The organism is Streptomyces cylindrosporus, assembly GCF_022698165.1.
Lineage (GTDB): Bacteria > Actinomycetota > Actinomycetes > Streptomycetales > Streptomycetaceae > Streptomyces > Streptomyces cylindrosporus.
In genome coordinates, this window is sequence record NZ_JALDAY010000010.1 from 68227 (window position 1) to 80419 (window position 12193).

12 protein-coding genes are annotated in these 12193 nt (G+C 70.1%); 11 read left to right on the plus strand and 1 reads right to left on the minus strand.

Translation table 11 applies throughout. The annotated features are described in order from the left end of the window. The first annotated feature begins 14 nt into the window (after positions 1-14). Positions 15-356 carry a DUF742 domain-containing protein gene (locus MQP27_RS31195; protein ID WP_242769806.1) on the plus strand — a complete coding sequence of 114 codons (342 nt, stop codon included), beginning with the start codon at positions 15-17 and terminating at the stop codon, positions 354-356. After that, on the plus strand, positions 340-936 hold the full coding sequence (locus tag MQP27_RS31200) for a GTP-binding protein (RefSeq protein WP_242769809.1): 597 nt from the start codon (positions 340-342) through the stop codon (positions 934-936). Before MQP27_RS31195 ends, MQP27_RS31200 begins: the two co-directional genes overlap by 17 nt. A gap of 92 nt (positions 937-1028) precedes the next feature. Here the strand turns inward: MQP27_RS31200 and MQP27_RS31205 are convergent, their stop codons facing one another. Next, positions 1029-1979 carry an ABC transporter substrate-binding protein gene (locus tag MQP27_RS31205; protein WP_242769812.1) on the minus strand — a complete coding sequence of 317 codons (951 nt, stop codon included), beginning with the start codon at positions 1977-1979 and terminating at the stop codon, positions 1029-1031. 418 nt (positions 1980-2397) lie between these two features. Here MQP27_RS31205 and MQP27_RS31210 point away from each other — a divergent pair, with 418 nt between their 5' ends. The 9 genes from MQP27_RS31210 (at position 2398) to MQP27_RS31250 (ending at position 12079) form a co-directional block, all read left to right on the plus strand. Beyond that, positions 2398-3252 carry an amino acid ABC transporter permease gene (locus tag MQP27_RS31210; RefSeq protein WP_242769815.1) on the plus strand — a complete coding sequence of 285 codons (855 nt, stop codon included), beginning with the start codon at positions 2398-2400 and terminating at the stop codon, positions 3250-3252. Then, the gene (locus MQP27_RS31215) at positions 3249-5003 is read left to right on the plus strand and encodes an FAD/NAD(P)-binding protein (protein WP_242769818.1); all 1755 of its coding nucleotides are present in this window, start codon (positions 3249-3251) and stop codon (positions 5001-5003) included. Before MQP27_RS31210 ends, MQP27_RS31215 begins: the two co-directional genes overlap by 4 nt. 26 nt (positions 5004-5029) lie before the next feature. After that, positions 5030-5791: an amino acid ABC transporter ATP-binding protein gene (locus MQP27_RS31220; RefSeq protein WP_278196781.1), complete on the plus strand. Its 762-nt coding sequence runs from the start codon at positions 5030-5032 to the stop codon at positions 5789-5791. Then, a complete protein-coding gene (locus tag MQP27_RS31225) occupies positions 5791-6846 on the plus strand; it encodes an LLM class flavin-dependent oxidoreductase (protein WP_242769821.1) in 1056 nt (351 codons plus the stop codon). Before MQP27_RS31220 ends, MQP27_RS31225 begins: the two co-directional genes overlap by 1 nt. Then, a complete protein-coding gene (locus MQP27_RS31230) occupies positions 6843-7883 on the plus strand; it encodes an LLM class flavin-dependent oxidoreductase (protein ID WP_242769837.1) in 1041 nt (346 codons plus the stop codon). The genes MQP27_RS31225 and MQP27_RS31230 overlap by 4 nt, the downstream gene beginning before the upstream one ends. A gap of 4 nt (positions 7884-7887) precedes the next feature. After that, a complete protein-coding gene (locus tag MQP27_RS31235; RefSeq protein ID WP_242769840.1) occupies positions 7888-8667 on the plus strand; it encodes a DUF1684 domain-containing protein in 780 nt (259 codons plus the stop codon). 212 nt (positions 8668-8879) lie between these two features. Continuing rightward, positions 8880-9779, plus strand: coding sequence for a S1 family peptidase (locus tag MQP27_RS31240; RefSeq protein ID WP_242769843.1), 900 nt, complete (start codon positions 8880-8882; stop codon positions 9777-9779). A 121-nt stretch (positions 9780-9900) separates the two neighbouring features. Continuing rightward, positions 9901-10797 carry a slipin family protein gene (locus MQP27_RS31245; RefSeq protein WP_242769847.1) on the plus strand — a complete coding sequence of 299 codons (897 nt, stop codon included), beginning with the start codon at positions 9901-9903 and terminating at the stop codon, positions 10795-10797. A gap of 202 nt (positions 10798-10999) precedes the next feature. Further along, positions 11000-12079 carry a S1 family peptidase gene (locus MQP27_RS31250; protein WP_242769850.1) on the plus strand — a complete coding sequence of 360 codons (1080 nt, stop codon included), beginning with the start codon at positions 11000-11002 and terminating at the stop codon, positions 12077-12079. Positions 12080-12193 lie beyond the last annotated feature (114 nt).

The window sequence follows — 12193 nt, forward strand, 5'->3', positions numbered from 1 at the left end:
ACGGTGGGGAGCCCATGGACGTACAACCCATGGAGGACGACGCGACGTTCGTCCGGCCGTTCATCATCACCGGCGGCCGGGCCGAGCCGCTCCAGGCCGACCTGCGCCTGGAGACGCTGGTCGTCGCCGTCGGCGTGCCCGACGAGACGCTGACGTTCGAGCGGCGGCACATCGTCGCGGTGTGCGCGGAGCCGACGACGCTCGCCGAGGTGGCCTCGCGCGTCGGTGTCCCTCTCGGAGTCGCCAAGGTGCTGGTCTCCGACCTCGTCGTCGCCGGTCGGCTGGACTGCCGGCAGCCCGCGGAGCTGCCGCTCCAGATGCTCGAAAGGATCAGGGACCATGTCCGGGCGCTCTGACAGGATCGTGCCGCTCGCCGTGAAGATCGTGGTGAGCGGCGGACTCGGTGTCGGCAAGACCACGTTCATCGGGGCCATTTCGGAGATCGAGCCGCTGGACACGGAGGCGGCGATCACTCAAGTCTCCGTGGGGGTCGACTCGTTGGACGGGGTGGAGTCGAAGACCACGACCACGGTCGCCCTGGACTTCGGGCGGATCACGCTCGATCCGACGATCGCGCTGTATCTGTTCGGGACGCCCGGGCAGGACCGGTTCTCGTTCCTGTGGGACGACCTGGTGGAAGGTGCGCTCGGGACGGTCGTCCTCGCGGACACGCGGCGGATCGAGGAGTGTTTTCCGGCGGTGGACTACTTCGAGTCCCATGGGGCGCCGTTCGTGCTGGCCGTGAACCGCTTCGATGGCGCCGAGCGGTTCGAACTGGAGGAAGTCCGGGAGGCGTTGGGGCTGGGGGCGGATGTTCCCGTGCTGGAGTGTGATGCGCGGGAGCGGGGGTCTGTGCGGGATGTTCTGGGGGCGTTGATGGATCGGGTGATCGGGGTTCGGGCTGCGCCCAAGAGGAGGGTTGCAATGGTTCGGTAGCGGCTGCGGGTGCTTTGTGGCTGGTCGCGCTCACGCGGCGGAGCCGCATATCGAAACAGCCCCGCGCCCCTTTGGGGCGCGGGGTGTGGCCGTCAGTTCTTTAGTTCTGGTGGGGAGATCTGGGACTTCTCGATCGCCGAACCCGTTGTTCCCCACTTCTTGAGGATCTTCGTGTAAGTGCCGTCCGCTATCAGCTTGTTGACCGCCGCCTGGAAGGCCGGGGCCAGCTTTGTGCCCTTCTTGAAGGCGAAGCCGACGTCCAGACGGTGGTACTCGTTGAGGAACTTGACGCCCTGTTGGTGGGCCACGGCGTAGCGGAGGCCGTTGATCGTGGACATCACCACGTCGCTGCGGCCCTGCTGGAGGGAGGACCAGATGGCGCCCTGCTCGCTGTAGGTCTGGATGCCGTACGGCTTCTTCCCGGCCGCCGTGCAGACCTTCTTGTTCTCCTCCAGCGTCGCCTCGAACGTCGTGCCGGCGCCCGTCGCCACGTTCAGGCCGCACAGCTGCCTGAGGTCCGTGACCTTGGCGAGCTTGCTGTCCTCGCGGGTGGCGAAGCCCTGGCCGTCGTTGATGTAGGTGACGAAGTCGATGGTCCTGCGGCGTTCGTCCGTGACGCCGAAGTTGCTCGCGCCGAAGTCGTACTTGCCGCTGTCGAGAGCCGGGAGGATCGCCTCGAAACTGGCTTGTTCCGTCTTGAGGCCGATGCCCAGGACCTTGGCCACCGCGTCCGCGAAGTCGACGTCCTGGCCGGTCAGTGTCTTGCCGTCAGCCAGGTAGGTGGTGCCGGGCGGGGTGCCGCCGACGCTGATCGCGACGGTGAGGGACCTGGTGCCGGCGGGCAGCAGCCTCGCGGCCGCCTCGTCCTTCGCGATGCCGGAGACGACGTCGGTCGTGGGGATCTTGTCCGCCTTCGCCGAGGTGCCCGCGGCGTCGGCCGGGTCGTCCGAGCCGGAGCCGCATGCCGTGAGCAGCAGAGCGGCCGAAGTAATCAGGGCGAAAGGCGCAAATACCCTTCTACGGGTACGCGTGGGCGTGCGCATCGTGTGCGGTCTCCTGAGAGCAGAAAGGAGTGGAGAGAAGCCGAAAGGAGCTGGGAACGGCGCGAGGGGAGGGGTGCGCGTGTGAAGGCGGAGAGGGAGAACGCGAAAGGCGCTCGGTCAGGAGCGCGCAGTGGGTCGGCTCAGCTCAACAGGAACAGGACCACACTCGACCGAAGTCGATGTGGGAGCGCGTGACCAGCCACTGCTGTGGATGCATGGGCCAAGTGGAACAGGCATCCGGTTCCGCGTCAACCGACATGAGACGTGCGGCTCACATGATGGACGGCCTTGACAGCGAGGGGAAACGGCGCCGTAAAGTCGACGGACGGCCCTGCTGAGGGGCTCGGCCGTAGCGCGCCCCGTGCGGCGCACTCGTGTGAAGGCACCCGCCGTCGATCGACGTCCACGGAGCCTTCGCATGTCCTCCGACACTCTCGCCAAAGTCCCGGCACCCGACATACCCGAGCAGGCCGACGCCCTGCGGATCGTTCCGCAACGGCGGTACGGCCAGTGGGCCGCTGCCGTGCTCGTGCTCGCGCTGCTCGGTCTCGCCGTCAACTCCGTTCTGCGCAACCGGGCGTTCCAGTGGGACGTCGTCGCCGACTACTTCACCTCGGACTCCGTGCTGCGCGGGCTGTGGCTCACGCTGTGGCTGACCGCGGTGGTGATGGTGCTCGGGTTCGCGCTCGGCACCCTGCTCGCTGCGTTCCGGCTGTCCGCCAACCCCGTGCTGAGATGGGTGAGTTGGGGGTACGTCTGGCTGTTCCGGTCGATCCCGATCCTGGTGCAGCTGCTGTTGTGGTTCAACATCGGCGCGCTGTACCCGGAGTTGTTCGGCGTCAGGACCGTCAACCTGCTCGGGCCCGTCGAGGTCGCCATCGTCGGGCTGACCCTGCACGAGGCCGCCTATGCCGCCGAGGTGGTGCGCGGCGGGATCCTCGCCGTCGACCGCGGGCAGATCGAGGCCGCCCAGGCGCTCGGGCTGAGCCGGTGGCGGCGCTGGCGGCGGATCGTGCTGCCGCAGGCGATGCGCTCCATCGTGCCGCCCGCCGGGAACATGCTGATCGGCACCCTCAAGGGCACCTCCATCGTCAGCGTCATCGCGGTCAGCGACCTGCTCTTCTCGGTGCAGCTCGTCTACCACCGCACCTACCAGGTCATCCCGCTGCTGATGGTCGCCACCCTCTGGTACACGATCGTCACCTCGGTGCTCGGCGTCGGCCAGTACTACGTGGAGAAGCACTACGCGCGCGGCTCGGAGCGGGTGCGATGAGGGCCTCCCTGGTGATCGTCGGGGCCGGGCCGCGGGGGACCGGTCTGATCGAGCGGATCGCCGCCAACGCGCCCGAGCTGTACGCCGGTTCGGGCCTCGACATCCATCTCGTGGACCCGCATCAGCCGGGCGCCGGGCGCATCTGGCGGGCCGCGCAGTCGCCGCTGCTGTGGATGAACTCCCACGCGGAGGACGTCACCATGTTCACCGACGAGACGGTGGCCATGGAGGGCCCGGTGCGCGAGGGCCCCACGCTGCACGAGTGGGCCGGCATCGACGGGCGCGTCTTCGCCGACCGGCAGCTGCAGGGCTCGTATCTGCGCTGGGTGCACGAGCAGGCCGTCGCCGCCCTGCCCCCGGACGTCACCGTCCACCACCACCCGCGCCGCGCCCTGCGGATCAGCGGCTCGCGCGAGGGGCGTCAGCAGGTGTGGCTGGAGGGCCGGCCCAGACCCCTCCTCGCCGACCTGGTCGTGGTCGCGGTCGGCCACCTCGACGCCGAACTCGACGATCAGCAGGGCGAGTTGGCGGCCTACGCGCGCACCCACGGGCTCGTCCACCTGCCGCCCGACTTCACCGCCGACAGCGACCTGTCCGCGCTCAGGCCCGGCGAACCCGTCCTCGTCCGCGGCTTCGGGCTCGCCTTCGTCGACCTGATGGTGCTGCTCACCGAGGGACGCGGCGGCCGGTACGAGGGGGACACGTACGTGCCCTCGGGACAGGAGCCCGTGCTGTACGTCGGGTCGCGGCGCGGAGTGCCGTACCACTCGAAGATCGGTTACGACTGGAGCGGCGAACGGCCGCCGCTGCCGCGGTTCTTCGGGCCCGTGCAGGTGCGGGAGCTGCTGGACCGGCCGCACGGGTTCGACTTCGGGCGGGACGTGTGGCCGCTGGTGGAGAAGGAGTTGGGGTTCGCCCACTACCACCGGTTGTTCACCGCGCACCAGGAGCGGACCGCGATGTCCTGGGCCGACTTCGAGGAGAAGTACGCGGCCGGGAGCGGGGCCGAGATCCAGGCGCTCGTGGCGTCCGCCGTGCCCGACCCGGCCGACCGGCTGGACCTCGCCGCGCTCGACCATCCGCTGGACGGGGTGCGCTACGGCTCCTTCGAGGAGTTCCAGGAGGGGCTGCGCGGATATGTCGAGGCCGATCTGAGGCGGCGTCATGACGACCGGAACAGTCCGGACTTGGCCGTCTTCCTCGGACTCCTGTCCGTCTACGGGCAGTTGATCCGGCTCGGTGGCATCGGGCCCTGGTGGCACGGGTTCTTCAGCTATCTGGCCTCCGGGCCGCCCGGACCGCGGCTGCGGCAGCTGCTGGCGCTGTCCCGGGCCGGGATCGTGAAGTTCCTCGGCGCGGACATGACCGTCACCGCGGCGGACGGGGTGTTCCGGGCGGCCGGCGCGACCGTGCCCGGTGCCTTCGTCGAGGCGCGGGCGCTGGTCGAGGCCCGGCTGCCCGAGCCCACCGTCAAAAGGGCGAGCGATCCGCTGCTGCGTGAGCTGGCCGCCGACGGCGCCGCCGAGACAGCGGACGGACTGCTGCGGGTGGACCCGGTCGACGGGCGCGTCCTCGACCGGGCCGGCCGGCCGCATCCACGGCGTTTCGCGCTGGGCCCGTTCACCGACGGGCGAACCCCCGGCGCCTTCACCCGCCCGCGCACCGGCGGGCCCGCCTTCCGGCAGAACGACGCCACAGCGCGGGCCGCACTGCGCTTCCTGGCCGAGCTCTCCTCCCGGGCGGCCGCATGACATCCCCTACCCCGAGGAACCCATCGATGAGTGTCATGGTCGACATCAGATCCGTCCACAAGAGCTTCGGACCGCTCGACGTCCTCAAGGGCATCGACCTCCAGGTGCGCACCGGCGAGGTCACCGTCGTCCTCGGCCCGTCCGGCTCCGGCAAGTCGACGCTGCTGCGCACCATCAACCACCTGGAGAAGGTGGACCACGGCGCGATCAGCGTGGACGGCACCCTGATCGGCTACCGGCGCTCCGGCGACAGACTGCACGAACTGCCCGAGCGCGAGGTGCTCAGACAGCGGACACGGATCGGCTTCGTCTTCCAGAACTTCAACCTGTTCCCGCACCTCACCGTGGTGGAGAACGTGATCGAGGCGCCGGTGTCCGCGCTGAAGCGGCCCCGCAGGGAAGCCGTGGCGAGTGCGCGCCGGCTGCTGGAGCGGGTGGGGCTCGGCGACAGGACCGACGCCTACCCGGGGCAGCTCTCCGGCGGCCAGCAGCAGCGGGTCGCCATCGCGCGGGCGCTCGCCCTGGAGCCGAAGCTGCTGCTCTTCGACGAGCCGACCTCCGCGCTCGACCCCGAACTGGTCGGTGAAGTCCTGGATGTCATAAGGGACTTGGCCCACCAGGGCACCACGATGATCGTCGTCACGCACGAGATCGGGTTCGCCCGCGAGGTCGCCGACACCGTTGTCTTCATGGCCGACGGGCGGATCGTCGAGCAGGGCCCGCCGACGGACGTACTGGACAACCCGCGGCACGAGCGCACGCGGGCCTTTCTCTCGAAGGTGCTGTGATGCTGCATCTCTCCGCCGCCGTCGACCAACCGTCCGCCTACGACGCGGGCTCCTACGTGGAGCTGGCGCGGCTCGCCGAGCGCGGCGGACTCGACTTCGTGACCCTCGGCGACACCTTCGCCCGCCCCGGGCCCGACGCGCTCGCCGTGCTGTCCAGGGTCGCGCCCGCCACCACCCGTGTCGGCCTGGTGCCCACCGTCACCACCACGCACACCGAGCCCTTCCATGTGCAGGCCGCCGTCGCCACCCTCGACTGGGTCAGCCGGGGCCGGGCCGGCTGGCGGATCGAGGTGTCGGCCACCGAGGGCGAGGCCCGGCTCTTCGGCCGCAGGCACGCGGCCCCCGCCGAGACGCTGTGGCACGAGGCCGGCGAAGTCGCCGACGTGGCCGCCAGGTTGTGGGACAGCTGGGAGGACGACGCCGAGATACGGGACGTGTCCACCGGCCGCTTCATCGACCGGGACAAGCTGCACCACGTCGACTTCGAGGGCACCGGCTTCTCGGTGAAGGGCCCCTCGACCGTCCCCCGCCCGCCGCAGGGCCATCCGGTACGGGTGGTCGACGCCACCGAGGGACCCGCCCGGCGTACCGCCGCCCGGTACGCCGACGTGGCCCTCGTGCGCGCCGCGAGCCCCGCGCAGGCGGGCGCCGTACGCGACCAACTCCGGGCGGACGCCAAGGACTTCGGGCGGGACCCCGACACCCTCCGGGTCCTCGCGAGCCTCCTCGTCGACCTCGGCGACGGCGAGCACGCGGCCGAACCGGGCCACGGCGGGGGCGGCCCCCGGCAGACCGCGCAGGGCCCGCTGTACCGGGGCGGCCCGGTGGACCTCGCCGAACTCGTCACCGCCTGGCACACGGACGGCATCGTCGACGGCTTCCACCTCACACCCGCCGAGCCCCGCCGCGACCTGGAGCGGCTCGTCAACGGCACGGTCGCGCTGCTCCAGCACCGCGGTCTGTTCCGCACCTTCTACCCGGGCAGCACGCTCCGGGAGCACCTCGGCCTCGCCAGGCCGGCCAACCAGTACGCCGTGACAGGGGGAACGTCATGACCGTACGGCCGCGCAGGCGGATGCATCTGGCGGCGTACTTTCCCGGCGTCGACAACACCACCGTACGGGCCGATCCGCGGTCGAGGTCGCGGATCGAGTTCTCGTCGTTCGAGCATCTCGCCCGCACCGCCGAACGCGGGCTGTTCGACTTCTTCTTCCTCGCCGAGTCGCTGACCGTGCTCAGCGCCCTGGCCGGGGTGACCGAGCGCCTCGGGCTCGCGGCCACCGTCGACGCGACCTTCAACGAGCCGTACGAACTCGCCCGCAGGCTGGCCACCCTGGACCACCTCAGCGGCGGGCGGGCGGCCTGGAACGTGGTGACCTCCTCCGACGCCTCCACCGGCGCGAACTTCCGCCGCGGCGTCTTCCTGAACCGGGCCGACCGGTATGTGCGGGCCGCCGAATTCGTCGCCGTGGCAAGGAAGTTGTGGGACTCCTGGACGCCGGAGGGCGTCTCCCGGCCGGTGGCACACCGGGGGCGGCACTTCGACATCGCGGGCGAGTTCACCGTGCCGCGCCCGCCGCAGGGGCACCCGGTCGTCATCCAGGCCGGCGACTCGGACGAGGGACGGGAGTTCGCCGCCGCCACCGCCGACGTCGTCTTCACGCGGCAGAGTTCGCTGGAGTCGGGGCGCGCCTTCTACGCCGACGTGAAGCGCCGCCTGGCGAAGTACGGCCGTACACCCGACGATCTCAAGATCATGTCCGGGGTCTCGGTCGTCCTCGGCGACACCGCGGCCGATGCTCGGGAGAAGGCCGCCGAGATCAGGCGGCAGCAGAACTCCTTGTACGACCCGGACGGGCCCCGGTCCTTCGTCGGCACCCCGGAGGCGGTCGCCGGTGAACTCGACGATCTCGTGCGGCGTGAGGCCTGCGACGGCTTCGTCCTCGTACCGCATCTCACCCCGACCGGACTCGACGGGTTCGTGGACCGGGTGGTGCCGCTGCTCCAGGAGCGCGGTGCGTTCCGTACGGAATACCGGGGGGCGACGTTGCGCTCCCATCTGGGGTTGTCCGAGCCGGTATGGAAGGGTTGATCGTATGAGTTCGGATGCGTCCGACGAGTGGAAGAAGTGGCACGAGCAGCGCGTGGAGTCGGTCGCCGGGCCCTACGGGCCGCTCGCGCTGACCGGCACGCACTGGCTCGACGACCATCCGGACGGTCGACTTCCGGACATCCCGGGGGTCTGGACGGCCGACGGGGACGGTGTGGTGCTGGCCGCCGCCGCGGTGGACGGTCTCACGGTCGACGGACGCCCGCTCGACGGCGAGGTGCGGCTGGCCGCCGACACCGGCGCGCTGGCCGCGGCCCGGGTCGCGCACGGCGAGCGGCGGCTGGTGGTGCTGGTGCGCGAAGGGCTCTGGGGGGTACGGGACTTCGACCCCGGAGCCGGGACGCGGCGGGCCTTCCGGGGCATCGACGCCACTCCGTACGATCCGCGCTGGTCGGTGCCGGGGCGGTTCACCCCGTACGGCGAGGACCGGACGGTGCGGGTGAGGAACCACGACGGGCGTGAGCGCGGGCTCGGACTCGCCGGCTCGCTGGCCTTCGCGCTGGACGGGCGGGAGTTCACCCTTCAGGTCGCCGCCCAGGGCGACGTCCTGTGGGCGGTGTTCGCCGACTCGACCAGCGGCGACGGCAGTTTCCGCTTCCGTTTCCTCTACCCGGCCGCCCCCGACGGACAGGGGCGTACGACCGTCGACTTCAACCGCGCCCAACTGCCGCCGTGCGCCTTCGCCGACCACTTCATCTGCCCCTTCCCGCCGCCCGGGAACACCCTCGACATCGCGATCGAGGCGGGGGAGCGCAACCTGGTCTGAACCAGGGCGCAAGTGGCCAAAAAACATGGTTCGTTCAGTGGTCGACGGCCGAAAGGCGCCCTTGCGTCTACCGGTCGTTCGGCCGAATACTCCCGGGAAGCGCTTGTCAGGGGCACGGCTTGTCCGAAATCCGGACGATCAAAGCCCTGACTGCGCCTCACGGGGCCCCGACCCCACGCGGGCCCCCCGACTTCCCCTTGGGAGGAACGAACGTGAGGATCAAGCGCACCACCCCCCGCAGCGGCATTTCGAGACGGACCCGGCTGATCGCCGTGACCACCGGACTCGTGGCCGCCGCCGCGATCGCGGTCCCCAGCGCGAACGCGTCCACCGCCACGCCCTTCAGCACGGCGCAGCTGAAAAGCGCCAACGCCTCCGTGCTGAAGGCCGACGTCCCCGGTACCGCCTGGGCCGTCGACAGCAAGACCAACCGCGTTGTCGTCACCGTCGACAGCACGGTCTCCAAGGCCGAGATCGCCAAGATCAAGAGTGCGGCGGGCAGCAACGCCGGCGCCCTCACCATCAAGCACACGGCCGGGCAGTTCAAGCCGCTGATCACCGGCGGCGACGCCATCTACGGCGGGGCGTACCGCTGCTCGCTCGGCTTCAACGTGCACAGCGGGAGCACGTACTACTTCCTGACCGCCGGGCACTGCGGCGAGGTCGCCTCGACCTGGTACTCCAACTCGGGGCACACCACGACGCTGGGCACGAACGTCAGCTACAGCTTCCCGACCAACGACTTCGCGCTGGTCCGCTACACCAACTCCTCGATCGCCCACCCGAGCGCGGTCGGCAGCCAGACCATCTCCAGTGCGGCCACCCCGAGCGTCGGTACGACCGTGTACCGCCGCGGCTCGACCACCGGCACGCACAGCGGGCGGGTCACCGCGCTGAACGCGACCGTCAACTACGGCAGTGGTGACATCGTCTACGGCATGATCCAGACCACGGTCTGCGCCGAGGGCGGCGACAGCGGCGGTCCGCTCTACGCGGGTACAGTCGCGTACGGTCTGACCTCCGGCGGCAGCGGCGACTGCACCTCCGGCGGCACGACCTTCTTCCAGCCGGTCACCGAGGCGCTGAGCTACTACGGCGTGAGCGTCGGCTGACGAACCTTCCGGCGGCCCCCGCGCGCAACAGGCGCGCGGGGGCTCCCTCTTGTGCGGGTTACGGAGTTACCGTCGAAGTACAGGTAGGGGTACAGGCAGGCACAGTCCCCTGGGGGCCGGCATGGTCGAGGAGCTGGTGGCGGCGGGAGTGACCCTCGCGTCCGCCGGCGTGGTGTACGCGATGGCCGCGGCACGGGTCGTCAAGCAGTACGAACGTGGTGTGGTGTTCCGGCTGGGCAGACTCCGTGACGAGGTGCGCGGACCGGGGTTCACGATGATCGTGCCCTTCGTGGACCGGCTGCAGAAGGTCAACATGCAGGTCGTGACGATGCCGGTGCCCGCGCAGGAGGGGATCACCCGGGACAACGTCACGGTGCGGGTGGACGCCGTCGTCTACTTCAAGGTGACCGGGCCCGCCGAGGCTGTGGTGCGGGTGGAGGACTACCGGTTCGCCGTGGCGCAGATGGCGCAGACCTCGCTTCGGTCCATCATCGGCAAGAGTGAGCTGGACGATCTGCTGTCGAATCGGGAGAAGCTCAATCAGGGGCTGGAGTTGATGATCGACAGCCCGGCCGTGGAGTGGGGGGTGACCATTGACCGGGTCGAGATCAAGGACGTGTCCCTGCCCGAGACCATGAAGCGGTCCATGGCCCGGCAGGCCGAGGCGGACCGGGAGCGGCGGGCCCGGGTCATCAACGCCGACGCGGAGTTGCAGGCGTCCAAGAAGCTGGCCGAGGCGGCGCAGCAGATGGCCGATACGCCGGCCGCGTTGCAGCTGCGGCTGCTGCAGACGGTGACCGCGGTGGCCGCCGAGAAGAACTCCACGCTTGTCCTGCCGTTTCCGGTGGAGTTGTTGCGGTTCCTTGAGAAGGCGCAGCAGCAGGGGCCGCAACCGGTGCAGCAGCAGCCGGTGCAGCAGTCAGTGGAGCAGCGACCGGTGCAGCAGTCAGTGGAGCAGCAACCGGTGCATGAGCAGCTCCCGGCTGCCGAGCCGCCGTCGGATTCAAGCCAGGGCTAGACCTTGCGGAGTGCGCACGCTGTTCGGCTGTGATGTTTGCAGTGTGAAGGCATGGGGGCGTGCGGAGTGTGTTCTACGCGCGTCCTGAAGACGCCCTTGTGTGCTCCCTGTGCGGCTCGGAATAGTAGGCGCCGTTCAACGCCTTCCGGCCCGGCGAAGTCCCCACAACCTCGCGGGCCGACCCCCCACAGGAGGACATGAGTTGAAGCATCGACGCATACCCAAGCGGCGTGCGGCCCTGGCGGGTGCGGGTGTCGCCGCGCTCGTGGCGGCCGGAGTCACGTTCCAGTCTGCGAACGCCAGTGAGCCTGTGAAGACCGGTGAGCCCCGGACGCTGTCCATCGCGGCGGCCGGAAAGCTCGCCTCCACGCTCGGCGAGGACCTCGGGACCGCGGCGGCGGGGACGTATTACGACGCGAAGGCCAAGAGCCTCGTCGTGAACGTTCTCGACGAGAGTGCCGCGAAGACCGTCGAGGCGGCCGGCGGCAAGGCCAGAATCGTCGCGAACTCCCTGGCCGAACTCGACGGCGCCCGTACGACGCTGGCGAAGGACGCGACCGTTCCGGGGACGTCCTGGGCCACCGACCCGGTGAGCAACAAGGTCGTCGTGACGGCCGACAGGACCGTTTCGAAGAGTGAGCTGGCCAAGGTCTCCGAGGTCGTGGAAGGGTTGGGCGGCAAGGCCGAACTCAAGCGGTCGAAGGGGGAGTTCAAGCCCTTCATCGCCGGCGGCGACGCCATCTCCGGCTCGGGCGGGCGGTGTTCGCTCGGGTTCAACGTGACCAAGGGCGGGGAGCCGTACTTCCTGACCGCCGGGCACTGCACCGACGCGATCTCGACGTGGTCGGACTCCAGCGGGAACGAGATCGGGACGAACGCCGACTCGCAGTTCCCGGGCAATGACTTCGGGCTGGTCAAGTACACGGCGGAGGTGGACCATCCGAGCGCGGTCGACCTGTACGACGGGTCCTCGCAGGCCATCACGCACGCGGCCGAGGCGACGGTGGGGGAGAAGGTGACGCGTAGTGGGTCCACCACGCAGGTGCACTCCGGGACGGTCACTGGGCTGAACGCCACCGTGAACTACTCCGAGGGCACGGTGAGCGGGCTCATCCAGACCGACGTGTGCGCGGAGCCGGGGGACAGCGGGGGGTCGCTGTTCGACGGGGACGCGGCGATCGGGCTGACGTCGGGGGGTAGCGGTGACTGCACCTCCGGCGGGGAGACGTTCTTCCAGCCGGTGACGGAGGCGCTGTCGGCCACGGGGGCCGAGATCGGCTGAGGGTGCGTTGTGGGTCGGGGTCGGGGCGGTACGGCGAACCCGCCGCCCACGGGGTTGCCGTCTCTTGAGGGGTGGGCGAACCCGAGTGGCCTCGTACGCGGCGGGTTGCGCCGT

Coding starts and splice junctions, on each gene's coding strand:
- MQP27_RS31200 (WP_242769809.1), top strand. CDS start 340: ATGTCCGGGCGCTCTGACAGGATCGTGCCGCTCGCCGTGAAGATCGTG.
- MQP27_RS31230 (WP_242769837.1), top strand. CDS start 6,843: ATGACCGTACGGCCGCGCAGGCGGATGCATCTGGCGGCGTACTTTCCC.
- MQP27_RS31210 (WP_242769815.1), top strand. CDS start 2,398: ATGTCCTCCGACACTCTCGCCAAAGTCCCGGCACCCGACATACCCGAG.
- MQP27_RS31205 (WP_242769812.1), bottom strand. CDS start 1,979: ATGCGCACGCCCACGCGTACCCGTAGAAGGGTATTTGCGCCTTTCGCC.
- MQP27_RS31235 (WP_242769840.1), top strand. CDS start 7,888: ATGAGTTCGGATGCGTCCGACGAGTGGAAGAAGTGGCACGAGCAGCGC.
- MQP27_RS31215 (WP_242769818.1), top strand. CDS start 3,249: ATGAGGGCCTCCCTGGTGATCGTCGGGGCCGGGCCGCGGGGGACCGGT.
- MQP27_RS31220 (WP_278196781.1), top strand. CDS start 5,030: ATGAGTGTCATGGTCGACATCAGATCCGTCCACAAGAGCTTCGGACCG.
- MQP27_RS31225 (WP_242769821.1), top strand. CDS start 5,791: ATGCTGCATCTCTCCGCCGCCGTCGACCAACCGTCCGCCTACGACGCG.
- MQP27_RS31245 (WP_242769847.1), top strand. CDS start 9,901: ATGGTCGAGGAGCTGGTGGCGGCGGGAGTGACCCTCGCGTCCGCCGGC.
- MQP27_RS31195 (WP_242769806.1), top strand. CDS start 15: ATGGACGTACAACCCATGGAGGACGACGCGACGTTCGTCCGGCCGTTC.